The sequence below is a fragment of the Kutzneria chonburiensis genome, from assembly GCF_028622115.1.
Taxonomy (GTDB): Bacteria; Actinomycetota; Actinomycetes; order Mycobacteriales; family Pseudonocardiaceae; genus Kutzneria; species Kutzneria chonburiensis.
Map to the genome: position 1 here is coordinate 9,770,597 of NZ_CP097263.1, position 25,103 is coordinate 9,795,699.

The window sequence follows — 25,103 nt, forward strand, 5'->3', positions numbered from 1 at the left end:
GATACGTGAGCGGCGTGCTGAAGGCTGGAGCGAGTGCCGGTCTGGGGGAAGGACCGGGACCTACGAAACCCTGGGGGTCGGATGGCCCGCGAGCACGACTCGCGGGCCACCCGTCACATTTCCAGCCCTCTTTTGTCACATGCGCTCCGCACTTGCCGCTGGAAGGCAAGTGCGGAGCGCATGTGACAGTTCGGCGGGCTACTTCGCGTAGATCAGCGCGATGTCCTCGGCGTAGGTCTTGGCGACCACGTTGCGCCGCAGCTTGAGGCTCGGCGTCATCTCGCCGCCGGCCTCGGTGAAGTCCACCGGCAGGATCCGGTACTTGCGGATCGACTCGGCCTTGGACACCGCCTTGTTGGCCTCGTCGACCGCGGCCTGGATCTCGGCGTTGAGCTGCGGGTCGTCGATCATGCTGGCCACCGTGACGCCGGCCGGCTTGTGGTTGTTGGCCAGCCAGGACGGGAAGAACTCAGGGTCGATGGTGATCAGCACGCCGATGAACGGCTGCTTGTCGCCGACCACCATGCACTGGCTGATCAGCGGGTGCACCCGCAGCCGGTCCTCCAGCACCGCCGGCGAGACGTTCTTGCCGCCGGCCGTGACGATGATCTCCTTCTTGCGGCCGGTGATCCGCAGGAAGCCCTCGTCGTCGAGCTGGCCGATGTCGCCGGTGTGGAACCAGCCGTCGGTCAGCGCCTGCCCGGTGGCCTCCGGGTTGTTCCAGTAGCCGCGGAACACGATCGAGCCCTTGATCAGGATCTCGCCGTCGTCGGCGATCCGCACCGCGGTGCCGGCGACCGGCCGCCCGACCGTGCCGACCTTGAACGCCGCCCGCACGTTCACGCAGGCCGCGGCGCTGGTCTCGGTCAGGCCGTAGCCCTCCAGCACCGGCACGCCGATGCCGCGGAAGAAGTGCGCCAGCCGCTCACCCAGCGGCGCGCCACCGGACACCGCCGCGTCGCAGCGGCCGCCCAGCGCCGCCCGCAGGCGGCTGTAGACGAGCCGGTCGAACACCGCGTGCTTGAGCTTCAGACCCAGGCCCACGCTGCCCTTGTCCAGGGCTTCGCTGTAGGCCACCGCGGTCTGCTCGGCGGCGTCGAAGATGCGGCCCTTGCCCTCGGAGTGGGCCTTCTGCTTGGCGGTGTTGTAGACCTTCTCGAACACGCGCGGCACGGCCAGCACGAAGTCCGGGCGGAACGAGGCCAGGTCCGGCACCAGGTTGCGGACGTCCGGGGTGTGGCCCAGCGTGACGCGGGCGTACACCGAGCACAGCGCGATCACCCGGGCCAGCACGTGGGCCAGCGGCAGGAACAGCAGCACCGAGTGACCCGGCTGCATCAGCTCCGGGAACGCCGCCATCGCGCCGCGGACCTCGGACAACAGGTTGTTGTGCGTGAGCTCGCAGCCCTTGGGGCGGCCCGTGGTGCCCGAGGTGTAGATCAGGGTGGCCGTGTCCGACGCCCGCACGCCCTTGCGGGCCGCACGCAGCTGGTCGTCGGTGATGTCGCGGCCCTTCGCGGTCAGTTCCTCCACCGCGTCGTGACCTGAGTCACTGTCGATCTGCCAGACGTTGCCCAGCTGGGGGAGCCGCCCGGCCACGCCGTCCAGCGCCGCGCGGTGGGCCGTGGTCTCCACGATGGCCGCCTTGGCGGCCGAATCGGACAGAATCCACTCCACCTGATCGGCCGAGGACGTCTCGTAGATCGGCACCGAGACCAGGCCGGCCGCCCAGATCGCGAAGTCCAGCAGCGTCCACTCGTAGCGGGTCTTGGACATCAGGCCGACCCGGTCTCCCGGCTGAAGGCCGGCCGCGACCAGGCCTTTCGCCACCGCGGACACCTCGTCGGCGAACTGCCGCGTGGTCACGTCCACCCAGGTGCCGTCGACCCGGCGCCGGAGCCCGATCGCCGTGGCGAAGCGCTCGGCGTTCGCCTGCACCATGTCGGTGAGGTTCTCGTCGTCGGCCACCGCGGCGGTGGCGGGAACGCTGAACTCGCGCACGTCAACCTCCGGAACTTCGTTGTTACTCGCGAGGAACTTAGCGCGCCGTTTGGTCTCGACACCAGGCCGGTGGCACGCTGCCGGCCATGCCCGCGGTTGACGTAGTCGACGAGACCTTCCTCGTCGTGCCCCCGGCGGCGCTCGCCGCCGTCTTCTCCGACCGCTCCAACTGGTCGCGTTTCTGGCCTGACCTGCGGCTTTCAGTTTACGTCGACCGTGGCGACGCCGGCATCCGCTGGACCGTGCAGGGCGCGCTCACCGGCACCATGGAGGTCTGGCTCGAGCCCATGCTCGACGGCACCCTGCTGCACTACTTCCTCCGCGCCGACCCGCCAACCCCGTACAAGCGGCTGAAGGACCGCCTTGCCGCCATCCGCACCAGGCAGGTCGCCGCCAAGGCCATCGCCATTGACCTCAAGCTGGAGCTGGAAGGCGGCCGCCCACCCGGCGTCGCCCCCTGACGCACTCGCCGCACCCACGGCCCGCCACACCCACGGCCCGCCACACCCACGGCCCGCCACACCCAAGGGGGCCACCGCCTCGGGCCAATTCTATCGCCGCATGGCCCTGGTCGATCTTGGTCGATGGTCGCCTGTGGATGGACACCGAGTTGTGCACATTGCGGCACAGGGGCTTGACAGCGGGGCCAGGCCGTAGGGTTGGGGCGTGCGGGTTCACGTGGTGTCGGACGTCCATGGCAATGCCGAGGCCCTGGCCCGGGCCTGCGTCGGCGCGGATGCCCTGATCGTGCTGGGCGACCTGCTGGACTTCGTGGACTACCACGACCACGGCTCGGGGATCATGGGCGCGGTCTTCGGGGCGGAGAAGGTGGCGGAGTTCGCCAAGTATCGGCGCGGGCCGCGTACGCCGGAGTCGATCGCGTTCGTCCGGGGCATGTGGGCGCAGCTGGGCTCGGACGCGGCGGCGGTGGTCCGTGAGGCGATCCGCGACCAGTACAAGAACCTGTTCGCGGCGATGACCGTCCCGACCTACGCGACGCCGGGCAACGTGGACGCGCCTGATCTGTGGCGGGAGTTCGCCAGCGACGGCGTCCACATCCTGGACGGTCAGACGGCGGACATCGGCGGCCTGAAGGCGGCGTTCATCGGCGGGGCGCTGCTGCCGGACGACGCGGTGCTGCGCAACAACGGGGTCTGGCGTCCCTATCTGCGCTACGAGCGGGAGTTCGCGGCGGCGGTGGAGGGCCTGCCGGACGACATCGACCTGCTCTGCACGCACGTCCCACCGGCCCGGCCGGAGCTGACCTACGACGTGGTGGCCCGCCGCCCGGAGCTGGGATCGACGAGTCTGCTGGGCCTGATCCACCGCGTGCGGCCCCGCTGGTCGATGTTCGGTCACGTGCACCAGCCGCTGGCCCGGCGCATGCGGGTGGGTCGCACGGAGTGCGTGAACGTCGGCCACTTCCAGCGGACGGGCACGCCGTACGTGCTGCGGTTCTGAGTGCGGGTAACCTGCGCGCATGGCCGACGAGTCCACCCAGTCCATCGTGATCGACGCCGAGCCGGCGCGGATCATGGATGTGATCGCGGATTTCGCCGCGTACCCGGAATGGGCCAACGCGATGAAGACCACCGAGGTGCTGTCCACCGGCGCCGACGGTCGCGCCGAGCAGGTGCGCTTCCAGCTGGACCAGGGCGTGATCAAGGACGAGTACACGCTCGAGTACAAGTGGGCGGCCAACTCGGTCAGCTGGCACCTGGTCAAGGGGCAGATGCAGAAGTCGCAGCGCGGCAGCTACGTGCTGGAGCCGGGCGGCGGCGGCACCAAGGTGACCTACACGCTGTCGGTCGAGCTGGGCATCCCCATGATCGGCATGCTGCGCCGCAAGGCCGAGAAGGTGGTCATGGACACCGCCCTCAAGGAGCTCAAGCGCCGCGTCGAGGGCCTGAGCTGACCGTGCGGGTCCTGCTGTTCACCGGCAAGGGCGGGGTCGGCAAGACCACCCTTGCCGCGGCCACGGCCGCCGCGACGGTGGCGGCCGGCCGCAAGGCGCTGGTGGTGTCCACCGACCCGGCGCACTCGCTGGCCGACGCCTTCGGGCACGAGCTGGGCCCGCGTCCGTCCGAACTGGACACGGGCCTGTTCGGCGCGCAGATCGACACCCGGCGGCTGGTCGACGGCGCGTGGGAGGAGATGCGTGGCCACCTGCGCACCCTGCTGTCCGGCGCGGGCATCGACGAGCTGGCGGCCGAGGAGCTGACGGCGCTGCCGGGCGTCGAGGAGCTGCTGGCGCTGGCCGAGGTGCACCGCCTGGCCACCACCGGCCCGTGGGACGCGGTGATCGTCGACTGTGGACCGACGGCCGAGACGCTGCGCCTGCTGGCGCTGCCGGAGGCGGTCGGCAACTACCTGGAGCGCCTGTTCCCGACGCACCGCCGCGTGGTGCGCGGCCTGCTCGCGGGGGTCGCGGGCAGCGCGGCGCCGGCCCGTTGGGACGCGGCGGCGGATGCGATCGGACGGCTCGCGGAGCACCTGGAGGCGGTGCGCTCGCTGCTCGTGGACCAGGAGCGGACCAGTGTCCGACTGGTGCTCACGCCGGAACGTGTCGTCGCCGCCGAGACCCGCCGCACGCTGACAGCCCTTGCGCTGCAAGGGATTCGCGTTGACGGCCTGGTGGCCAACCGACTCCTGCCCGACGCCGGCACGAGCAAGGGCGCGGCGGCGAACTGGCTTCGCACGCGCCGGACCGAACAGGAAACCGTGCTGGCGGAGCTGCGTGCGGCCGAGATTCCGGTGCAGACGGTCGGCTACCGGGCGTGCGAGCCGGTGGGCGTGCCGGCGCTGCTCGAACTGGCCGGCGAGCTCTACCCCGACGGCGACCCGCTGGCCGTGTCGACGGCCTCGACGGAGCCGCTGCTGTCGGTCAGTGCTTCGGAGACGGGCTACCGCCTGCGGGTGTCGTTCCCGCTGGACGTCGACGCCGACCTGGACCTGGCCCGCGTCGACGACGAGCTGGCCATCACGGTCGACGGCCGGCGGCGGCTGGTCGCGCTGCCGGCGGCGCTGCGCCGCTGCGAGGTGACCGGGGCCGAGATCGTCACCGGTGGGCTGCTCGTGGACTTCGAGCCCGATCCAAGGCTGTGGATGCGATGAGCCAGGACCGCATCGCCGAGGAGCTCCGCCTGCTGATCGACGCGCTGGCGGAGAAGGCCGAGCCGTGGCTCCAGCGCATCGTCGCCGACAGCGCCGACCACGAGCCGACGACCTGCGACTGGTGCCCGGTGTGCGCCGTCGCGGCCGTGCTCAAGGGCGAACGTTCCGAGCTGGCCGCCCGCGCCGCCGAGCACGCCGCCGGCCTGCTCACCGTGCTGCGCATGGCTGTGCAGCAGGAGCGCAGCGCGCCGCCGCGCGCCGAGGAGCCGGCGGCGGCGCCGCGCGTGCAGAAGATCACCGTCCGACGGCCCGGGCAGGACCCTTGCTGACCGTCGGCATCGACGTCGGCGGGACCAGTGTTCGGGCAGGCGTCGTGGATCCGCAGGGCGCCGTGCTCGACACGACGCGCGCGCCGACGCCCAGCGGCGGCGCGCCGCTCGAGGACGCGATCGCCTGCGCCGTCGAGGAACTGCGCGCACGGCACACCGTCTCCGCCGTAGGCCTGGCCGTCGCCGGCTTCGTCACTGAGGACCGCATGTCCGTGCGGTTCGCGCCGCACCTGGCCTGGCGCGACTCGCCCGTAGCCAAGGCCATGACGCAGCGCCTCGGGCTGCCCGTGGTGCTGGAGCACGACGCCAACGCCGCCGCGCTGGCCGAGCACCGCTTCGGCGCGGCGCGAGGGGCCAAGGTCGCCGTCATGGTCGCCCTCGGCACGGGCATCGGTGGCGCGCTGCTGATCGACGGCGAGGTTTTCCGTGGCGCCTACGGCGTCGCACCGGAACTCGGGCACCTGCGTGTCGTGCCGAACGGGCGGAAGTGCCCGTGTGGCAAGAAGGGCTGCTGGGAGCGCTACTGCAGCGGCACGGCTTTAAGCGCCACCGCCGTCGAGCTGATGGCCAAGCACCCCGGCGCGTCGACCGTGCTGGCCCGTGAGGCCGCCGGCGATCCGCAGCGGGTCACCGGCCGCAAGGTCTCCGGCGCCGCCCGCGACGGCGACCCCATCGCCCAGCGCGCCTTGGCCGAGTTGGCCAAGTGGCTGGGGGAGGGGCTCGCGCTGGTCGCCGACGTCTACGACCCCGAGGTCGTCGTGATCGGCGGCGGCGTGTCCGAGTCGGCCCCGCTGTTCCTGGACGACGCCCGCGAGCACTACGCCGCCATCGTCACCGGCTCCGGCTACCGGCCGCTGGCCCGTATCCGCACCGCCCAGCTCGGCGACGACGCCGGCATCGTCGGCGCCGCCACCCTGGCCCGCGAGCTCCTCAAGAAGCGCTGACTGCCCGAAAGCACCGGAAACCCCGGTGCTTTCAGCTAAACCTCCAGCTCTTTGACGCCAACCCAGATCGCTCGGCCCCGCCCCTGCTTCGCCCTGGGCGAGGCAGGGGTCACGAGGGGCCGAGCCGGCCTGCCGGAGGCAGGGCAATTCAACACAGCGCCGCCGGACTTGCGTTGCCGACGACGGCGGTCGCCGCGAGAGCGCCGACCGCGGCGGCTCCGCCACGGGCGAGCATCGAACGACGATCAATCATGGGGTGCTCCAGAAGTTGCCGGACCTGAATTCACAGCGTGATTCCAGTGTAGGGAGAAAACCTGTCCGGGAAACGAAATCGTGTATCCGGTGAGCGCAATGATTGTCGGCTCGGCGGGTGGTGGCCGACGGGGTGCGGTATCTGTGGCTGGTGAACTTGCCTGAACAATTCAACGGCGGTCGGGGTGTGACCCGTCGAACGGCGCTGGCACTGGCCGCCGGTGCGGGTTTGTCGGCCTGCGGCATTTCGGGAAATTCGGTCACGGCGAACGTGGACACCGATCCGAAGTCGATCGCGGCCGACGCCTATCTGTACGGGTTTCCGCTCGTGTTGATGGACGTCACCCGGGGCGCGGCGCTGGCCAACCAGCTCATCCGCAACACGTCGCCGGCGACCGCGCGGTCACGGGGGATCGTCGCGCCGCAGAACGACACGCTGTTCTCCTTGGCCTGGCTGGATCTGCACGCCGAACCGATGGTGTTCCAGATGCCGGCGGTGGACGGCAGGCGGTTCTGGCTGATCCAGGTGCTGGACGCGTGGATGAACACCGTGCACGACCCGAGCAGCGTGCGCCCGGCGGGACAGGCCACGCCGTTCACCTATGCCCTCACCGGTCCTGGCTGGTCCGGCCGGCTGCCCGACGGGCTCATCCCGCTGGCCATGCCCACCCCGACCGGGCTGATCGCCAATCGGATCCAGCTCGACGGAGCGGCCGACCTCGACGCCGTGCGGGCGCTCCAGGCGCAGGTCATGCTGACACCGCTGAGCTTCTGGACCGCCGGCACCACGGCCCCTGACGTCAAGGCACCACCGCCATCGGCCCCGCCGTTGGACCAGGTCAACGCCATGGACGGCCGCACGTTCTTCCGCCGGATGGCCACCCTGCTCGCCGCCACTCCCACCCCGCCGGCCGATGCCGACGCGCTGAAGCGGTTCGCCTCCATCGGCATTGCCGCCGATGCCGACGTCGACCAGCTCGACGCCGACGTCCTGAACGCGGCGGTCCATGACGGCCAGGCCCGCATCGCCGGCTACACCAATCCGAAGGCCAGGATCGACAACGGCTGGACGGTGGCGACCAACATCGGCGCCTACGGCACCGACTACGTGCTGCGGGCCAACACCGCGAAAATCGTGTTCGGTGCCAATCTGGCCAAGGACAGTCTCTACGCACTGATGACCGGTATTCGCGCCGGGGCGTCACGCCGCTACCGAATCCGATTCGCCGCCGGCCAGCTGCCGCCGGTCGACGCGTTCTGGTCCATCAGCGTTTATGGTCCCGACCAGTACTTCATCGCCAATCCGGCCAACGTGTACGCGGTCGGCCACGAAACGCCGGTCGTGCCCGGATCCGACGGCACGGTCGAGATAACGCTGCAAAGCGCCCACCCCGGTCCGGAAGTACCCGCCGGCAACTGGCTGCCGATTCCCGAGAACGGGACGTTCACCCTCGCGCTGCGCCTCTACGCGCCGAAGGCCGCCGCCCTCGACGGCACCTGGAAACCGCCCGCGCTGACCGTCAACGGGCAGAATTGAGCGTGTGTGACGGCGAGCAGCCGTATTTCTGCCGGTAGAGGGCCGCGAACCGGCCCTGATGGCTGAAGCCCCACGCCGCGGCGATCGTCTGCACCCGGTTGTCGGCGGGATCGGCCGCCAGCAGTGCTTCGTGCACGCGGCGAAGGCGCGTGGTGCGCAGGTAGGACATGGGCGTCAGACCGGTGTGCCGGACGAAACCCAACTGGAGCGCACGCACGCTGACATAGGCCCGGGCGGCCAGGTGGGCCACGGTCAGCGGCGCTTTCGGATCGGCCTCGATGATGTCGATCGCGATCCGGACGGCCTTGGGCAGCGCGGGCGCGGCGACCTGGTGCAGTTCCGCCGAGTGCTGATGGCTGGTCGCGAGCAGGAACCCGGTCAGCAGGCTCTCGACGTACGGCGCGGTGACCACGGGATGGCCGAACAGGCCGCCGTCGTGCGCGTGCTGGTTGGCCGCGGAAAGCAGCGCCGCCCACTGCTTTCCCGGCCCCGTCCCGACATCGAGGCTCGGCCGGAGCCGCAGGCCCGTCGCCACCGGCCGGCCCAGCATCGACTCGAGGGCGTTGTCCACGGCCGTCCGCGCCAGTTTCACGTACACCAGCCGGCAGTTCGCCGTCCATCGGCGCAGCGCGATGTCGCCTTCGGGGTGGTACACGGCGGCCAGCCCCGGCGTCGCCGTCACCTCGGCGTCGCGGTGGCTGGCCACGAAAGAACCGGTCAGCGGCAGATTGACCTGGTAGCCGTCCCGGAGTTCGTCGCAGGCGCCCCGGATGTCGGTGTCGACCACGCCTTCACCGACCACCGCCTGGCCGAGCTCGCTGAGCCGGAACGTGACGGTGGCCTGGTCGCCGCCGGCGATCTGGGCGTACTCGCCGCGCGAGAACGGGCCGGAGCAGTCGGCGGCCGACGCCTCCTCGACCGTGGTGCGGATCCAGCGGTTGGACACCATCGAGGTCAGAGCTGCGCGCCGTTGCCGTCGTCGGATCCCGGCGGCGGGCCGTGGCGCATGCGGAGCAGGAGCCAGCCGACGCCGCTGGTCAGGGCGATGATCGCCAACGGCGTGGCGACCTGCGCCTGGAGACCGATCACGCCGGGAATCGCCAGCAGCACCGCGCCGATCACGATCAGCACCACGGCCAGCACGGTCAGCGGGCGCGGACGGGGGAAGGGCGGCGGCTCGGGCGGGACGTAGTGCTCGGTGTCGGAGGCGGCGGCCCAGTCCCATTCCTTGTCGGGGTCCGCCAGCCGGCGGGCGGCGTGGCGGGAGCCGGCGCGGCCGCCGGGGGCTGCGGGTCCATCGGCCGGGTCTCCTCGGCCGCGCTGGTTTCCTGCCTGGTCGCCGGCTGGTCCTCCGGCCAGCGCACGCCCATGCCGTCCCGCTCAAGGCCCGCGACGATCTCGGCGAACGCCGCGTCGACGTCCTCCGGTCCATCGGTGTTGCCTCGCCCAGTCAAACCCGGCCTCCACCCGCGTGGTCACTCCATCCTCGCACGAGTGCGGGGGAAAGAGCCGTTCCGTCGATCACTATCTGCCCGGGTGGCCGAGCCGGGCGTTGCTCGTTGTGCCGAGCGGCCGCCGCTCCGTAGGCTGATCCGCTCAGGATCGGCATGAGGAGGCGCACGCCGCGGTGCTGTACTGGGTGATGAAGTACGTCCTGCTGGGCCCCATCCTCCGGCTGTTCTTCCGGCCGAGGATCGAGGGCCTTGAGAACGTGCCCGAGACGGGCGGTGCGCTGCTGGCCAGCAATCACCTCGCCGTGTCCGACTCGTTCTTCCTGCCGCTGATGGTGCCGCGCCGGATCACCTTCCCGGCCAAGAGCGACTACTTCACCCAGAAGGGGTTCAAGGGCGCGCTCAAGCGGCTGTTCTTCGAGGGCGTCGGCCAGGTGCCGATCGACCGCTCCGGCGCGGCGGCGGCCCAGGGCGCACTGGACACGCTGGTCCGGCTGCTCAAGGACGGCCAGCTGGTCGGCATCTATCCCGAGGGCACGCGCTCCCCGGACGGCCGCCTGTACAAGGGCAAGACCGGCATGGCCCGGGTGGCGCTGGAAGCGGGCGTGCCGATCATCCCGGTGGCCATGTTCGGCACCGACAAGGCCAATCCGATCGGCTCCAAGATGTGGTACCCGCACCCGATCCGCGTCAAGATCGGCAAGCCGCTGGACTTCTCCCGCTACGCGGGCCTGGACGGCGACCGCTTCATCGAGCGGTCCATCACCGACGAGGTGATGTACGACCTGATGGAGCTGTCCGGCCAGGAGTACGTGGACATCTACGCGGCCAAGCTCAAGGAGGCCAAGCCGGTCACCACGCCCACGCAGCGCGTGCCGGCCGACGCCGCGCCGGCCGACAAGGTGCCCAGCTGAGGCCCCTTCGGGCAAACCGCCTACGCTGCACGGCGTGCGGTTCTTCTACGACTGTGAGTTCATCGAGGACGGCCGGACCATCGACCTGGTGTCGATCGGTGTCGTCGACGAGGAAGGCCGCGAGTTCTACGCCGTGTCCACCGAGTTCGACCCGGACCGGGCCGGCCAGTGGGTCCGCCAGAACGTGCTGCCCAAGCTGCCGCCGCCGGCCAGCCCGGTGTGGATGAGCCGCGGCCGGATGCGCCAGGAGCTGCTGAACTTCGTCAGCCCCAACGGCGAGAGCGCGGAACTGTGGGCCTGGTTCGCGGCGTACGACCACGTGGCGCTGGCGCAGCTGTGGGGCGCGATGCCCGAGCTGCCCCGTGAACTGCCTCGTTTCACTCGCGACCTGCGGCAACGCTGGGACGACCTGGGCCGGCCCAAGCTGCCGCAGCCGCCGTCCGACGCCCACGACGCGCTGGCCGACGCGCGCCACAACCTGGCCCGGTGGAAGGCGATGGAGGCCGAGCGGCTGCGCCGCGGCAACACCGTGCGGTGACGACCCCACTGGAAGAATCGCGGGGGTGCCTTGCTGCACCGATACAGGGCATGACACGCTCTCGTAACACGCGGTCGCCAGTGACGCCGGCCACACCCACCCGAACTGTGAAAGAGGAAAGCAGATGCGCATCGGTGTGCTGACCGGCGGTGGTGACTGCCCGGGCCTGAACGCGGTGATCAGGGCCGTTGTCCGCAAGGGCATCGAGGCTCACGGCTGGGAGGTCATCGGCTTCCGCAACGGCTGGCGCGGCCCGATCGAGGGACTGACCAAGCAGTTGGGCCTCGACGAGGTCGAGGAGATCCTGACCCGCGGCGGCACCATTCTCGGTTCCTCGCGCACCAACCCCTACAAGGAGGAAGGTGGCGTCGAGAAGATCCGCGAGGTGCTGGCCCAGCACAAGGTCGACGCGCTGGTCGCGATCGGCGGCGAGGACACGCTGGGCGTGGCCAAGCGGCTGACCGACGACGGCATCCCGGTGGTCGGCGTGCCCAAGACGATCGACAACGACCTGGGCTCCACCGACTACACCTTCGGCTTCGACACCGCGGTGCACATCGCCACCGAGGCGCTGGACCGCCTGCGCACGACCGCCGAGTCGCACCACCGCGCGCTGGTCGTCGAGGTCATGGGCCGCCACGCCGGCTGGATCGCCCTGCACTCGGGCATCGCCGGCGGCGCCAACGTGATCCTGGTGCCGGAGCGGCAGTTCAACGTCGAGAAGGTCGTCGAGTGGACGCAGCGGCGCTTCGAGCGCCAGTACGCGCCGATCATCGTGGTGGCCGAGGGCGCGATGCCCGAGGGCGGCGCCGAGTCGCTGCACAACGGTGAGAAGGACGCCTTCGGTCACGTCCGTCTCGGCGGCATCGGCCAGTGGCTGGCCGAGGAGATTGCCGAGCGCACCGGCAAGGAGTCCCGCGCGGTCGTGCTCGGCCACGTGCAGCGCGGCGGCACCCCGACCGCCTACGACCGCGTCCTGGCCACCCGGTTCGGCCTGCACGCGGTGGACGCCATCCACGACGGCGACTTCGGCGTGATGGTGGCGCTCAAGGGCACCGACATCGTGCGGGTCAAGCTGTCCGAGGCGACGGCCGAGCTCAAGACGGTTCCGGAGGAGCGTTTGACCGAGGCAGAGGTCTTCTTCGGCTGAGGGCTTAATCCTCCTACAACTTAATTCGATTGCCCGGGTCGCGAGACCCGGGCATTCTTATACCCATGGCGAGCAACGGATTCTCCCGGGTGCTCGGCCGATGGGAGGCCTGCGCACCGTCCCGGTGACGCGGCCCTGGGTCGGTCGGGTCACGTGACGTGCATGGCAGGGCCGGCAACGAGGCCGGCCGCAGCGGTGACGGCCGCCGCCTCGGTGCTACTACGGTCCTGTCCCACGCGATCCGACCGATTCCCTTTTCCCACTATTCCCGCCTGTGGTCCAACGGACACGACACCGGTCTACGAAGCCGGTAATGCAGGTTCGATTCCTGCCGGGCGGACATGTGTCCATCTACAACGGAGGGAGGAACGACGATGATGATTCACACCCTGGGCATGCTGTTCCTTCCGGGAGAGCCCACTCCCAAGCCGTGGCCGGTCGGCAGGTGAACCTATAGGCGGTCCCGGAGTCTCGACTCCGGGACCGCGTTCGGGCACTCCTGCTCTAATGGAGGGGTGTCCACCCCCGCGGCCCAGCACCGCATCCTGGTCGTCGACGACGAGCACAACATCGTCAACCTGCTGACCACGGCGCTGAAGTTCGTCGGCTTCGACGTGGTCTCGGCGACCAACGGCCGGCAGGCGCTGGAGCAGGCCGTGGCCACCAGACCGGACGTCATCGTGCTCGACGTGATGCTGCCCGACCTGGACGGCTTCGGCGTGTGCACGCGGCTGCGGGAGGCCGGCATCGACGCGCCGGTGCTGTTCCTGACCGCGCGGGACGCCAGCGAGGACAAGGTGCACGGCCTGACCCTGGGCGGCGACGACTACGTGACCAAGCCGTTCGACCTGGACGAGCTGGTGGCGCGGGTGAACGTGCTGCTCAAGCGGGGCCGCACGGAGAAGGCGCCGAGCAACCGGCTGCGGGTCGGGCACGTCGAGCTGGACCAGGACACGCACGAGGTGTGGCGGGGCGGCGAGCTGGTGCGGCTGTCGGCCACCGAGTTCCAGCTGCTGCGCTATCTGATGACCAACGCCGGCCGGGTGCTGTCCCGGGCCCAGATCCTCGACCAGGTGTGGAACTACGACTTCCAGGGCGATTCCAGCATCGTCGAGACCTACGTCTACTACCTGCGGCGCAAGCTCGACGACCAGGACAACCCGCTGATCCACACCGTTCGCGGCGTCGGCTACCTGCTGCGGGCCTCCACCGTGCCGGCCGGGGGTCGGTGACCATGGTGCGCTGGCTGCGTCTGCGCTCGCTGCGCTCCCGACTGCTGGTCGGGGTGCTGGCGGTGACGGCGGCCGGCCTGCTCACGGCCGACGTGGTCGGCGTCTTCGCGTTGAGCAACTACCTCTACAAGCGCACCGACACGCAGGTGATGGACGCGCTGGCCACGTTCACGCCCAAGGTTCGGCCCAACGGCACGGTGCCGATCGGCCAGTCCAACGACGACCTGTGCGCGATCACCGTGCTCGATCCGCAGGGGCACGTGCTGCACCAGTACGGCGCGGGCAAGGGCCTGCCGATCCCGCCGCTGGACAGCGTGAAGTCCTTTGCCGGCCAGCGGTCCGTGGTCACGGTCAGCGGCGGCGAGGACTTCCGGATCATGGTCGGGACGCTGCCCGAGGGCCGCTACCTGATGGTGTCGCAGTCGCTGCGGCTGTCCGCCGCCACCATCTACCAGCTGGTGGCCATCGAGGCCGTGGTGACGGCGTTGGCGCTGGCCCTGGCGGCCGTGCTGGCCCTGCGGGTCAGCCGGTTCGTGATGCGGCCGCTCGACCGGATGACCGACACCGCCGAGCTGATCGCCGACGGCGAGATGTCGCACCGGGTCGACGTGGCCGACTCGCCGACCGAGGTGGCCCGGCTGGGCAACTCGCTCAACCAGATGCTGGGCCGGCTGGAGCACTCGTTCACGCAGCGGCAGTCGGCCGAGGACGGGCTGCGCCAGTTCGTCGCCGACGCCAGCCACGAACTGCGGACCCCGCTCACCTCGATCACCGGCTACGCCCAGCTGGTCCGGCACGGGGCGTTGAACGACCCGGACGCGCTGGCCGACGCGATGCGGCGGGTCGAGGACGAGGCGAGGCGGATGGCCGCCCTGGTCGACGAGCTGCTGCTGCTGGCCCGGCTGGACCAGGGCCGTCCGCTGGAGTCCAGCCCGGTGGACCTGGTCGCGCTGGCCGAGGCCGCCGTCGGCGACGCGCGGGCGGCCGACTGCGCGCGGACCGTGCGGCTGGTCGCCGACGACGGCTCGCACGTGGTCCGGGGCGACCGGGCCCGGCTGCACCAGGTGCTGGCCAACCTGCTGGCCAACGTGCGGACGCACACCCCGGCCGGCACGGCGTCCGAGGTGCGGATCAGCCGGCACGGCGAGCACGAGGTGATCGACGTGGTCGACGAGGGCCCGGGCATTTCGGCCGAGCAGCGGGACAAGGTGTTCGAGCGGTTCTACCGCGGCGACGCCTCCCGCAGCCGGTCGGCCGGGGCGCTGGCCGACGGCAGCGGGCTGGGGCTGAGCATCGTCGCCGCGATCGCCGCCGCGCACGGCGGTCACGCCGGCGTGCAGGCAAGTGACCACGGTGCGTGGTTGCGAGTCACGCTGCCGGCCACCGTGGCCGTCGATGCCCCCGATCCGGCTCTGACCAGGCAGGAAGTTCCCAGCGTCCTCTGAGCCGGCTTCAACATCTTTCCGATCCTGATGGGTTTCCCTTGTAGGTAGCGTGACTTGCGCCAGCCGCCGCAGGGGGAGCACCGCCATGTCCACCGAGTTGCCGACCAGCACCACCGGACGGGTCCGCCCGCTCCGGTTGCTGGCGGCGCTCACCCTCTCGCTGGCCGTGATCACGCTCAGCAACGCCGGGCTGTCGGTGATCGGCACCGCGGTGTTCTCCGCGCCCGACGACTTCTGCGCGTTCCTGCCGCACAACTCGGTGCCGATGACGCTGGAGTCGGTCACGCTGGCGACCATCGCGTGGGGGGCGCTCAGCCACTACGCCACGCGTCCCAAATGGTGGTTCTACCAGGGCACCCGGGTGTTCGTGCTGGTGTCCTGGGCGGCCGGCCTGCTGGCCCTGGCCACCTGGCGGTCAGTGCTGGGCGTGGTGACCCTTGACCTGATGGTGGTGGTCGGCGCGACCGTGACCTACCTGGCGTTGACCAGGATCGCGCCGACCGACTCGCCAGCGTGAGCTTCGGAGTCACTGCCTGAGCATTGCTGTCACTGCCGGAGCATTTCCGCGACGAGGAAGGCCAGCTCCAGCGACTGCTGCGTGTTCAGCCGCGGGTCGCAGGCCGTCTCGTAGCGGCCGGCCAGGTCGTCGTCGGAGATCTCCTGCGCGCCGCCGAGGCACTCGGTGACGTCCTCGCCGGTCAGCTCGATGTGGATGCCGCCCGGGTGCGTGCCCAGCTGGCGGTGCACCTCGAAGAAGCCCTGCACCTCGTCGACGATCCGGTCGAAGTGCCGGGTCTTGTAGCCGGTGGTGGACTCGTGGGTGTTGCCGTGCATCGGGTCGCACTGCCAGACCACCAGGTGGCCCGAGGCGGTGACCTTCTCCACGATGGCCGGCAGCACGTCGCGGACCTTGTGGTTGCCCATCCGGGAGATCAGCGTCAGCCGGCCCGGCACGTTGTGCGGGTCCAGCCGCTCCACGTACTCGACGGCCATCTCCGGCGTGGTGGTCGGGCCGATCTTCAGGCCGATCGGGTTGGCGATCAGCTCGGCGAAGGCCACGTGCGCGCCGTCCAGCTGACGGGTCCGCTCGCCGACCCACAGGAAGTGCGAGGACAGGTCGTACAGCTTGGTGTGCTCGCCCCGGTGGTCCAGGTCCAGCCGCAGCATCGCGCGCTCGTAGTCCATCAGCAGCGCCTCGTGGCTGGCGAAGATCTCCACCGTGTGCAGCGAGCTGTCCTGCACGCCGCAGGCCGCCATGAAGCGCAGGCCGCGGTCGATCTCGGCGGCCAGCGCCTCGTAGCGCTCGCCGGCGCGGGAGGTGCGGACGAAGTCCTTGTTCCAGTCGTGCACCTTGGTCAGGTCGGCCATGCCGGTCGCCGTGGACGCGCGCAGCAGGTTCATCGCCGCGCTGGCGTTGGCGTACGCGCGGATCATGCGGGACGGGTCCGGCACGCGGGCCTCGGGCGTCGCGACCAGCGAGTTCACGATGTCGCCGCGGTAGACCGGCAGGCCGAGCGAGTCCAGCCCCTGCGAGCGCGGCTTGGCGTACTGGCCGGCGATGCGCGCGACCTTCACCACCGGCAGGCTCGCGCCGTAGGTGAGCACCACGGCCATCTGGAGCAGGGTGCGGACGTTGGCGCGGATGTGCGGCTCGGTGTTGGAGGCGAAGGTCTCCGCGCAGTCACCGCCCTGGAGCAGGAAGGCCTCGCCGCGGGCCACCTCGGCCAGGCGGTCGCGCAGCAGGTCGACCTCGGCCGGCACGGTGATGGGGGGCACGCTCTCCAGCACGGTGCGGGCCATCTTGGTCTGTTCGGCATTCGGCCACTCGGGCTGCTGGGCGGCCGGCCGGGCCAGCGCCTCGTCGAGCTTGCGGCGCAGCGTCGGGGGCAGCGGGGGCAGCTCGGGCAGCGTGTCCACCGGGACGTCCACGGTCCAGTTCACGGCCTCCAGCGTAAGGGGTGACCCTCGGCGATCGGTCAGGATCCGCTGTTCTCGGTGGTGACCACGATGGGGTGTCGTCGGGAAGGATGTGGCGATGACCTCCGCACCTGTGACGGGCTTGAGCTCCCACGACGCGCTCGCCCTGCTCCGGACCGCCGTCGACAACGTGCGGCGCGACTATCCGGTGCACTGGACCCACGTGATCTCCGAGGAGTCGGAGCTCGTGCCCCAGCGCGTGCGGCATCCCGCGTTCGCCGGGTCGTTCGACTGGCACTCGTGCGTGCACCAGACCTGGCTCATCGTGCGGCTGCGGCGCTTACTGCCGTCACTGGGCATCGACGCCGGGCCCGTGTTGGATGATCTCCTCACCCCGGAGAACTGCCAGGTCGAGGCCGATTTCTTCGCGTCCTCCGCCGGGTCGCACTGGGAGCGTCCGTACGGCTGGGCGTGGCTGCTCACCCTCGACGCCGAGCTGCGGTCGGCGGCTCTGCCGTGGGCTTCCGCCCTGCGCCCGCTGGCTTCGGTGCTGCGGCGTCGTTGGCTGGAGTGGATCACCACTACGCGGCTGCCGCTGCGCGTCGGCACCCACCTGAACACGGCCTACGCCTGCGCCATGGTCCTCGACGCCGCTCGGGCCCTTGACGACACCGAGTTGGCTACTGCCTGTGTCGAAGCCGCCCGTCGGTGGTATTCGCGTGACGTTGCTTACGGGGCGTACGAGCCCGACGCCTACGACTTCCTGTCGCCGGCTCTGGTCGAGGCCGACCTCATGCGTCGGGTCTTGCCGGCCGACGAGTTCGTGGCGTGGTTCTCGGCCTTCCTGCCCGACATCGAGTCGCCCCGTTGGGCCACGCTCCGTGAGCCCATCGTGGTCGACGACCCGACCGATCCGTTCCAGTCCCACCTGGCCGGGTTGTCGTTGAGCCGCGCCTGGTGTTGGCGCTCCTTGGCCTCCGCGTTGCCCGCGCCCCTCTCGTCGCTCGCCTCCGCCGCCGCCGTCTCGCACCGGGAGGCCGGCTGGAGCTACGTCTTCGGCAACGGCTACGGCGCCGACCACTGGCTCGGGACGTTCGCTGCCTACCTGGACCTCGGGGCGTTGGACGCCGGTCCCGACCTTGCGGGCCGTTCGTGATCGTGGCCAAGGCCTTGTTGGCCAGCGGTCATGCCGCGCGGGCCGTCGACTGACATGAAGGAGGCTTTCGTTGCGCACAGTGGTAGTAGGTGACCATTTCATTCCCGCCGAGTACTACGTGGACGCGCTGCGGCGGGTGTGCGGACCGGACTTCGGCCCGGTGACGACGGTGCAGTGGGCCGGCGACAAGGCGGGGCAGCACGAGGCCCAGCAGCGGATGGAGTGGGAAGGCCCGGAGGCGGTGCCGGTGCCGGCGGAGATCGTGACGGCGGTGGCGGACGCGGAGGTGCTGGCGGTGCACTACGCGCCGGTGCCCAAGGCGGTGCTGCTGGCGGCGCCGAACCTGAAGGCGGTTGTGGTGGCCCGCGCCGGTCTGGAGAACGTGGACCGCTCGGCGGCCGCGGAACTCGGCGTCGAGGTGTTCGGCGTGGCCGGGCGCAACGCGAGCGCGGTGGCGGAGCTGACGATCGGCCTGATGCTGTCGGAGGCCCGGGACATTGCCCGCGCGGACGCGTCGGTGAAGGCGGGCGGCTGGCGGAAGGAATTTCCGTCGCCGGGCCGGGAAATCGGGTCGTCGACGGTCGGGCTGGTCGGCTTCGGGCACGTGGGCCGGCAGCTGGCGGGCAAGCTCAAGGGCTTCGGCCCGCGACTGCTCGTGCACGATCCCTTTGTCTACGACGAAGAACTGGAGGAGTTCGACGCGCAGCGGGCCGAGCTGCCGGAACTGTTCGCGGAGTCGGACTTCCTGAGCCTGCAAGCCCGTGTGACGCCGGAGAACGAGCGGTTCATCGGCGCGGAGCTGCTGGCGTTGATGAAGCCCACCGCGTATTTCGTGAACGTGGGACGCAGTCGGCTGGTCAACTACGACGACCTGTATCGGGTGTTGGCCGAGGGCCGTATTGCCGGCGCGGCGCTCGATGTCTACGACGAGGAGCCGCTGCCGGTGGATTCGCCGTGGCGCAAGCTGGACAACGTCACCTTGACCCCGCACTACGCCGGCGACACGCTCGACGCCAACCGAACCTCGGTCCGGCTCGTCGCCGAACGGATCGCGTCCCTGTGACGGGATTTCTGCTCGCCGTCGGCTCAACCCGTTGTCCCGCAGTGACTCCGCGGAAAGCTAGTGCGGCGGAGGCGTGTGGGCGAGGCTGAACGCTACGTCGGGACCGCAGCCGTATTCGCCGGGCTGGGTCTGCACGCGAGGCGGATACCACGCTTTTGCCTTGCCGTTCTCCCGAAGCCCGAGCAGGCAGTCGTGGTCGCCGCCGAGCACGGACACGCCGACATCGGTGCCGTGGATGGAGGAGCGCACGGTGGGCGGGATGCCGGCGAGCCCGGTCTTGGGGTCGACGACGGGCTTGGGCAGGCCGGCGAGGGCGGCGGTGACCTGGGCCTCGGTAGGGGAAGCGGGCAGCGCGGCGAGGATGGACTGCAAGGAGTCGACAGTGCCGGCTGGGATGTCGGTACGGGGTAGCGGTGGCGGGATGACCGGGGCATTCGACGGACAGTCGACGACCCACGGGCTGCTGAGCGGCTGGTAGTAGTTGAGGTCGACGCCGTAGCACACGGTGGCGGGGACCTGCTCGCACATCAGCAGATCGCCCTTGCGACAAGCCTGGTAGTTGATCCGCATGACCAGGTGCACCATGGGCTTCTGCAGGTCGGTGTGCTGGATGTCGGTGGCCTCCATCACCTGGGCGCCGATGTGGTTGACGGCGATCAAGGCCCGCGCGTAGCCCATGGCGTCGGCCTGGCGCGGGTAGGAGATGGCCTCGGCGATGGTCCGGGCCTGACGGTCGGTCTCCTTGGTGCCGGCCCCGCGAGGCCACAACAGCCACGTGACACCGCCGGCCACGGCTGCTAGCACCACTAGAACCACGATGAGCCCCCGCATGTCGCCGACGGTAGCGGCGCGTGGACGCGGGGCGCATGAGTAGTTCCACGCACAGCTCACCGACAGCTTCTCCGGATAGAGCTTTGACCTGACGCGGCAAGACTCGGATCCGTGACAGCGATGACGACCACCGCCCGCACCCGCGGCCTGACGACGGCCCAATGGCTGCTGGCCCTGCTGGGCGTCAACGCGATGTGGGTGACCGACCTGCTGGTGATGGACGGCGGCCTGAACGACAACCTGCTGACGGTCCTGGGCCGGGCGACGGGCCTGTACGGGGCGCTGCTGCTGGTGTTCCAACTGGTCCTGATCGCCCGGCTGCCCTGGCTGGACCGCGGCCTCGGCATGGACGGGCTGACCCGCTGGCACCGCTGGACCGGCTTCTGGGTGCTGTGGCTGCTGCTGGCCCACGTCGTGTTCATCACGCTGGGCTACGCGGCGAGCGACGGCAGTCCGCTCCTGAGCGAGCTGGGCACGCTGGTGTTCGACACCGACGACGTGCTCAAGGCGACGGTGGCGATGATCCTGCTGGTGGTCGTCGCGGTGACCTCGGCCCGGGCGGCCCGGCGCAGGATGCGGTACGAGACCTGGCACTTCGTCCACCTCTACGCCTACCTTGCGGTGATTCTCGGGTTCCTGCACCAGGTCACGACCGGCCGGGACTTCGTCGGCTCGCCGATCGCGACGGCCTACTGGTGGACGATCTACGGGGCCGCGCTGGCCGCGGTGCTGCTGGCCCGGGTGCTGCTTCCGTTGTGGCGCAACGCCCGTCACCAGCTGCGGGTGTACCGGGTGGTGGCGGAGTCGCCGAGTGTCGTGTCGGTGTACATCACCGGGCGGCGGCTGGCGGAGTTGCCGGCGCGGGCCGGGCAGTTCTTCCTGTGGCGGTTCCTGACCAAGGACCGGTGGTGGGAGGCCCACCCGTACTCGCTGTCGGCCATGCCGGACGGGCGTGGCCTGCGCATAACGGTCAAGGCGTTAGGTGACGGCAGCGCTTGGCTGCGCACACTTCGGCCCGGTACCAGGGTTTTCGCCGAGGGACCGTATGGCTCGTTCACGTCGAACAGGCGCGGCCGGCGCGGCACGCTGCTGATCGGCGGCGGTGTCGGCATCACGCCGATCCGCGCGCTGATGGAGGAACTGCGCGGGGACGTGACCGTGGTCTATCGCGCAAACCAGTGGGAGGACACGGTTCTCGCCACCGAGCTCCGGCACCTGGCCCAACGCACCGGGGCACGGCTGCACATGGTTGTCGGCCCGATCGACGACAAGCTGCTCAGCGCCGCCCACCTCGCCGAGCTCGTGCCGGACGTGCGGGCGCGGGACGTGTTCGTCTGCGGGCCGCCCGGCATGACCGATGCCGTTTTGACCACCTTGCGGGCGCTGGACGTGCCCGCCGACCAATGCCACGCCGAGCGCTTCGCGTTCGCCGCCTGAACCGGAAAGGGATCCTCTCCATGCGACGAGCCGCCATAGCGCTGGTGCTCACCGCCGCCGGCCTGGTTCCGCTGCTCCGCTACCACCCGAGCGTCGCTACGGTTTCCAGCGCCGCTAGCACCCCGACTGGCGCCGGCAACACGAACACCGCCAGCCCTCCTAGCAGCGCTAGTAGCCCTAGCAGTGCTAGCGGCACCCGGACCGTCACCGGCTCCGAGGTCGAGACCGAGTTCGGCCCGTACCGCGTGCAGGCCACATTCAACGGCAGCACCATCACCGACGTGCAGATCATCGAGACGCCGCAGGACCGCCGCAGCCAGCGCATCGCCGAGTCCGCCGCCCCCACGCTGCGCCAGGAAGCCCTCCAGACCCAGAGTGCCAAGATCGACACCGTCTCCGGCGCCACCGCCACCAGCGAGGCCTACGCCCAGTCCCTCCAGGCCGCCATCGACGCCAGCAGCTAGCCCCCGCGTCTCACAACGGATCGAGCACGCGCCGCTCCGACGAGGCCAGTGGGGGCTCCAGCAGCGGCGGATCGACGGGGCCGAGCAAGGTCCCGAGCACGGCCCGCGGCGAGAAGACGCGGCTGGCCGGGGAAGTGAGCGTGTAGACGTCCAGCTGCAACGCGAACAGCTCCTGCCGGCCACGGGCGACGGCGGCCATCCGGTCGGCGTAGGCGTAGAGGAGCCGGGTCTTGAGGTCGGGCGTCTCGTCGGCCAACCGCTGCTCGCTGCGGGTGTCCTGACCGACGGCCAGTTGCCACGCATCGAGCCCGCCGGCGGTCACCGAAGCCTGGATGATCCGCGCGGTGCCGGCCGCATCGCCGTGCCGCCGAAGCCCGTTGCGGATGGACAAAGCGTTGCGTGCGGCCACGGACATGCCGTGCCCGTACACTGGATTGAAGGCGCTGGCGGCGTCGCCGACCACGACAAAGCCCTCGGGCCACGGCTGAACGGTGTCATAGCGCCGCCGCCGGTTGTCGGCGGTCCGGTGCCCGGCGACGGGTCCCAGCGGCGTCGCGCCGGCCATCAGGTCGGCCAGTAGAGGATGACTCAGGTTCCGCGCGAAGGCCATGAACCCGTCCTCGTCGGTCGGCGGCTCACCGCCGGGCAGCCCGGCGCACGTGACGATCCACTTGCCGTCCTCGACGGGCATCAGCACACCGCCCCGCGAGTACCGGTCGAACCGCGGATCGGGCGCGATGTTGACTACGGGGAACTCTGGATCGGCGCCGGGCGGCGCCTCGAAAGTCCGGCTGGCGTAAGCGATCCCGACCCCGAAGCGCTCCTCGGGCACGGCCGGCACCCCGAGCTCGGTCAGCCAGCCCGGCGTCGCCGACGACCGGCCGGTGGCGTCCACCACGAAGTCGGCGGCCAGCTCCGACGACCGACGCGATTCCCGGTCCCGCACCACCGCGCCGGTGATCCTGTCGGCCCCGCCGGTCAACCCGATCACGTCGGTGCCCTGGACGAACTCGAGCCGGCCGCCGGCCAAAGCCCGTTGCCGCACCAGGAAGTCCAGCAGCGGCCGCGAGGCCGAGACGAACGTCTGATTGCTGGCATAGGGCCGGTTCCACGTGCCGAGCGCGTGCGAGACGAGCCGCCGTGGCACGTCGATGCGCTGCCCGCCGGCCGCCACCAGGTCGTCGATGGTCCCCGGCAGCAGGTCGTCGATGGCGCGAGCACCGCTCGACATCAGGTTGTGCACGTGCCGGCTCTGCGGCACCCCACGTGGAACGGGACCGGAGGGCATCCGGTCCCGTTCCACGATCATGACGTTGTCGCAGTGCTCAGCCAGGGCGGCGGCCGCCAGCGTGCCGGCCAGACCGCCGCCCAGTACCAGTCCCCTCATGGGAACCGACGGTACCGGCTATTCCGGCTTCGGCAGGGCCAGTCCGAAGTCGTCGTCCACTGAACCGTTGGTGGCGGCCTTGTCGGCAACAGGCTTGGCCAGCTGCATGGAGTCCATCAGCTGACGGGCCATGCCGAAGCCCGCCCCGCCCAGCGACAGGGCCTTGGTGAACAGCTCGGTGACGCCCTCGGCGCCGTTGAGCACCACCATGTTGTCGACGTTGGAGAACGCGCTCGCGCCGGCGGCCACGATGGCCGGCCAGTTCTCGGCGAGTTCCTGCGCGACAACGGCTTCCTGGTTCTCGGCCAGCGCGGCGGCGCGGGCCTGGATGGCCTCGGCCTCGGCCAGACCCTTGGCCCGGGCGGCTTCGGCCTCGGCCAGACCCTGCGCACGGGCGGCGGCGGCCTCGGCCTCACCGGTGGCCCTGGTCGCGGCCGCCTCGGCGTCACCGCGGGCCTTGGTCGCCTCGGCCTCGGCCAACGCCGCCTGCTTCACGCGCGTGGCGTCGGCCGCGGCCCGCAGCTCGGTCTCCTTGGCCTGCGCCTGGGCCCGGGCGATCTGGGCGTCGCGGTCGGCGTCGGCCAGGGTCCGGGTCTCGTACGCCTTGGCGTCGGCCGGCTTGCGGACCTGCGACTGCAGCCGCTGCTCGGACAGGTCGGCCTCCAGCTGGGCGGCCTTCGTCTCCTGCACGACGACCTCCTGGCGGGCGGTCGCCTCGGCCAGCGGGCCGGCCTGCTTGGTGCGGGCCGACACCTGGTCGATCTCGGCCTGGAACGAGGACTGCTTGATCTGGCTGTCCCGCCACGCCGACGCCTTGTTGGCCGCGGCGATCTGCTCGGCCTCGGTGGCCTCCTGGTCCCGCTGCGCCTCGGCGATACGGGCCTGCGCGGCGACCGCGGCGGCGTGCGGCTTGCCCAGGTTGGCGATGTAGCCGGACGCGTCGTCGATCTCCTGGATCTGCAACGAGTCCACGACAAGGCCCAGCTTGCTCATCTCGTTGGCCGACGAGCTGCGCACCTCGGCGGTGAGCCGCTCGCGGTCGCGGATGAGCTCCTCGACGGTCAGCGCGCCGATGATCGAGCGCAGGTGGCCGGCGAAGACGCTGTGGATCCGGGTGTCCATGGCGTTCTGCTGGTCGAGGAAGCGCCGGGCGGCGTTGGCGATGGACACGAAGTCGTCGCCCACCTTGTAGATCACCGCGCCCTGCACCCGGACCGGGATGCCCTGCTTGGTCACGCAGGACACCACGATCTCCGAGGACCGCGTGTCCAGCGACAGCCGGCGCGCGGTCTGGAAGCCCGGCAGCACCAGCGTGCCCTTGCCGGTGACGATCTTGAACCCGAGGCTGTCCTCGCCGACCTGGATGCGCTTGGCCCCCAGGCCGGAGATGATCATCGCCTCGTTGGGCTCCGCCACCCGCCAGAGCACCCGAAGGATGATGAACAGCAGGATCAGGACGACAACGCCCGCCCCGACGATGGCCAACACGTTCGCGTTCATCTCTCTGTGACGCCCCCTCTGCGCATGGGGCGTGCCGGTGCGCCCCACGCCCTCTGTCGTGGATGCCGACCAGACTTCCCGGCGCACCTTGGAGTGATGACGCTATTCCTCGGTTCCCCTCCCGTACATGTCACTTGACACACATTTAGGGGCAGAAACGGAAACAGAGCTTCTTGTTGCACCCCAAGGGCAACAACGGCCTGGGCCCCTTCACCCGATCAGGGAGAAGGGGCCGCCACCGTTCCACGTAGACAGTGCGCGGCGGCTCGAAGTCGACGACCAACACCTGCACGCCGGGCTCGATCGTGTCGTCCGGTTCGATCGGGTGCGCGTAGAAGGCCTCGGCCCCGCCGCGGACGGCGATCATCACCTCACCGACCAGCCCCGGGCCGATCCGCCCCGTGACGCGTCCCCGAGTCCCGATCATCAGCCGAGTCTAGG

At 70.5% G+C, this 25,103-nt stretch carries 26 protein-coding genes and 1 tRNA gene; 18 read left to right on the top strand and 9 right to left on the bottom strand.

Annotation, left to right across the window (positions count from 1 at the left end; all coding sequences use genetic code 11):
• Window positions 1-198 precede the first annotated feature (198 nt).
• Entirely contained in the window at window positions 199-2,001 is a 1,803-nt protein-coding gene (locus tag M3Q35_RS45455; protein ID WP_273938811.1) for an AMP-dependent synthetase/ligase, read from the bottom strand.
• 86 nt (window positions 2,002-2,087) lie between these two features.
• Here M3Q35_RS45455 and M3Q35_RS45460 point away from each other — a divergent pair, with 86 nt between their 5' ends.
• From M3Q35_RS45460 to M3Q35_RS45490, 7 genes are all read left to right on the top strand, one after another.
• Window positions 2,088-2,462: a polyketide cyclase / dehydrase and lipid transport gene (locus M3Q35_RS45460; protein WP_273938812.1), complete on the top strand. Its 375-nt coding sequence runs from the start codon at window positions 2,088-2,090 to the stop codon at window positions 2,460-2,462.
• A 205-nt stretch (window positions 2,463-2,667) separates the two neighbouring features.
• Complete coding sequence (locus M3Q35_RS45465; protein ID WP_273938813.1) at window positions 2,668-3,462, top strand: metallophosphoesterase family protein; 795 nt, start codon at window positions 2,668-2,670, stop codon at window positions 3,460-3,462.
• Between the two features lie 19 nt (window positions 3,463-3,481).
• A complete protein-coding gene (locus M3Q35_RS45470) occupies window positions 3,482-3,916 on the top strand; it encodes an SRPBCC family protein (protein WP_273938814.1) in 435 nt (144 codons plus the stop codon).
• Between the two features lie 2 nt (window positions 3,917-3,918).
• Window positions 3,919-5,115: an ArsA family ATPase gene (locus M3Q35_RS45475; protein ID WP_273938815.1), complete on the top strand. Its 1,197-nt coding sequence runs from the start codon at window positions 3,919-3,921 to the stop codon at window positions 5,113-5,115.
• A complete protein-coding gene (locus tag M3Q35_RS45480) occupies window positions 5,112-5,444 on the top strand; it encodes a hypothetical protein (RefSeq protein WP_273938816.1) in 333 nt (110 codons plus the stop codon). Before M3Q35_RS45475 ends, M3Q35_RS45480 begins: the two co-directional genes overlap by 4 nt.
• Window positions 5,445-5,452: 8 nt before the next feature.
• On the top strand, window positions 5,453-6,388 hold the full coding sequence (locus M3Q35_RS45485) for an ROK family glucokinase (RefSeq protein WP_379793823.1): 936 nt from the start codon (window positions 5,453-5,455) through the stop codon (window positions 6,386-6,388).
• Between the two features lie 439 nt (window positions 6,389-6,827).
• On the top strand, window positions 6,828-8,177 hold the full coding sequence (locus tag M3Q35_RS45490; protein ID WP_273938818.1) for a DUF1254 domain-containing protein: 1,350 nt from the start codon (window positions 6,828-6,830) through the stop codon (window positions 8,175-8,177).
• Here M3Q35_RS45490 and M3Q35_RS45495 read toward each other — a convergent pair.
• Genes M3Q35_RS45495 through M3Q35_RS48695 form a run of 3 tightly spaced genes read right to left on the bottom strand, consistent with a single transcriptional unit; the run spans window position 8,161 to window position 9,631 of the window.
• Window positions 8,161-9,126, bottom strand: a complete 966-nt coding sequence (locus tag M3Q35_RS45495; RefSeq protein ID WP_273938819.1) for a helix-turn-helix transcriptional regulator — start codon at window positions 9,124-9,126, stop codon at window positions 8,161-8,163. The genes M3Q35_RS45490 and M3Q35_RS45495 overlap by 17 nt on opposite strands.
• A gap of 5 nt (window positions 9,127-9,131) precedes the next feature.
• Entirely contained in the window at window positions 9,132-9,311 is a 180-nt protein-coding gene (locus M3Q35_RS48690) for a hypothetical protein (protein WP_337960536.1), read from the bottom strand.
• A gap of 11 nt (window positions 9,312-9,322) precedes the next feature.
• Complete coding sequence (locus M3Q35_RS48695; RefSeq protein ID WP_337960537.1) at window positions 9,323-9,631, bottom strand: hypothetical protein; 309 nt, start codon at window positions 9,629-9,631, stop codon at window positions 9,323-9,325.
• A 173-nt stretch (window positions 9,632-9,804) separates the two neighbouring features.
• On the opposite strand from M3Q35_RS48695, the gene M3Q35_RS45505 reads away from it, so the two are divergent.
• The 7 genes from M3Q35_RS45505 to M3Q35_RS45535 all read left to right on the top strand — a co-directional run bounded on the left by M3Q35_RS45505 (window position 9,805) and on the right by M3Q35_RS45535 (window position 15,424).
• Window positions 9,805-10,542, top strand: a complete 738-nt coding sequence (locus M3Q35_RS45505; RefSeq protein WP_273938820.1) for a lysophospholipid acyltransferase family protein — start codon at window positions 9,805-9,807, stop codon at window positions 10,540-10,542.
• Between the two features lie 34 nt (window positions 10,543-10,576).
• Window positions 10,577-11,080 carry a polyadenylate-specific 3'-exoribonuclease AS gene (locus M3Q35_RS45510; RefSeq protein WP_273938822.1) on the top strand — a complete coding sequence of 168 codons (504 nt, stop codon included), beginning with the start codon at window positions 10,577-10,579 and terminating at the stop codon, window positions 11,078-11,080.
• Between the two features lie 124 nt (window positions 11,081-11,204).
• Window positions 11,205-12,230, top strand: coding sequence for a 6-phosphofructokinase (locus tag M3Q35_RS45515; RefSeq protein WP_273938823.1), 1,026 nt, complete (start codon window positions 11,205-11,207; stop codon window positions 12,228-12,230).
• A 268-nt stretch (window positions 12,231-12,498) separates the two neighbouring features.
• A tRNA-Arg gene (locus tag M3Q35_RS45520) sits at window positions 12,499-12,570 on the top strand.
• A 175-nt stretch (window positions 12,571-12,745) separates the two neighbouring features.
• Complete coding sequence (locus M3Q35_RS45525) at window positions 12,746-13,462, top strand: response regulator transcription factor (RefSeq protein ID WP_273938824.1); 717 nt, start codon at window positions 12,746-12,748, stop codon at window positions 13,460-13,462.
• Window positions 13,463-13,464: 2 nt separating this feature from the next.
• On the top strand, window positions 13,465-14,907 hold the full coding sequence (locus M3Q35_RS45530; RefSeq protein WP_273938825.1) for a sensor histidine kinase: 1,443 nt from the start codon (window positions 13,465-13,467) through the stop codon (window positions 14,905-14,907).
• A gap of 85 nt (window positions 14,908-14,992) precedes the next feature.
• A complete protein-coding gene (locus M3Q35_RS45535) occupies window positions 14,993-15,424 on the top strand; it encodes a hypothetical protein (RefSeq protein WP_273938826.1) in 432 nt (143 codons plus the stop codon).
• Window positions 15,425-15,453: 29 nt separating this feature from the next.
• Here the strand turns inward: M3Q35_RS45535 and M3Q35_RS45540 are convergent, their stop codons facing one another.
• Window positions 15,454-16,848: a class II 3-deoxy-7-phosphoheptulonate synthase gene (locus M3Q35_RS45540; RefSeq protein ID WP_273938827.1), complete on the bottom strand. Its 1,395-nt coding sequence runs from the start codon at window positions 16,846-16,848 to the stop codon at window positions 15,454-15,456.
• A 94-nt stretch (window positions 16,849-16,942) separates the two neighbouring features.
• Between M3Q35_RS45540 and M3Q35_RS45545 the strand changes: the two genes are divergently transcribed.
• Window positions 16,943-17,980, top strand: a complete 1,038-nt coding sequence (locus M3Q35_RS45545; RefSeq protein WP_273938828.1) for a DUF2891 domain-containing protein — start codon at window positions 16,943-16,945, stop codon at window positions 17,978-17,980.
• Between the two features lie 79 nt (window positions 17,981-18,059).
• Window positions 18,060-19,043 (top strand): 2-hydroxyacid dehydrogenase, encoded by a 984-nt coding sequence (locus tag M3Q35_RS45550; RefSeq protein ID WP_273944718.1) that lies wholly within the window; start codon window positions 18,060-18,062, stop codon window positions 19,041-19,043.
• A 57-nt stretch (window positions 19,044-19,100) separates the two neighbouring features.
• On the opposite strand, the gene M3Q35_RS45555 is transcribed toward M3Q35_RS45550, so the two are convergent.
• Window positions 19,101-19,874, bottom strand: a complete 774-nt coding sequence (locus M3Q35_RS45555) for a hypothetical protein (RefSeq protein WP_273938829.1) — start codon at window positions 19,872-19,874, stop codon at window positions 19,101-19,103.
• 120 nt (window positions 19,875-19,994) lie between these two features.
• Between M3Q35_RS45555 and M3Q35_RS45560 the strand changes: the two genes are divergently transcribed.
• Entirely contained in the window at window positions 19,995-21,311 is a 1,317-nt protein-coding gene (locus tag M3Q35_RS45560; protein ID WP_273944719.1) for a ferredoxin reductase family protein, read from the top strand.
• A gap of 20 nt (window positions 21,312-21,331) precedes the next feature.
• Window positions 21,332-21,775, top strand: coding sequence for an FMN-binding protein (locus M3Q35_RS45565; RefSeq protein WP_273938830.1), 444 nt, complete (start codon window positions 21,332-21,334; stop codon window positions 21,773-21,775).
• Window positions 21,776-21,785: 10 nt separating this feature from the next.
• Here M3Q35_RS45565 and M3Q35_RS45570 read toward each other — a convergent pair whose 3' ends face one another.
• From M3Q35_RS45570 to M3Q35_RS45580, 3 genes are all read right to left on the bottom strand, one after another.
• Entirely contained in the window at window positions 21,786-23,162 is a 1,377-nt protein-coding gene (locus tag M3Q35_RS45570) for an NAD(P)/FAD-dependent oxidoreductase (RefSeq protein ID WP_273938831.1), read from the bottom strand.
• A gap of 18 nt (window positions 23,163-23,180) precedes the next feature.
• Complete coding sequence (locus M3Q35_RS45575; protein WP_273938832.1) at window positions 23,181-24,662, bottom strand: flotillin family protein; 1,482 nt, start codon at window positions 24,660-24,662, stop codon at window positions 23,181-23,183.
• 145 nt (window positions 24,663-24,807) lie between these two features.
• On the bottom strand, window positions 24,808-25,089 hold the full coding sequence (locus M3Q35_RS45580) for a hypothetical protein (protein WP_273938833.1): 282 nt from the start codon (window positions 25,087-25,089) through the stop codon (window positions 24,808-24,810).
• Window positions 25,090-25,103: the final 14 nt, after the last annotated feature.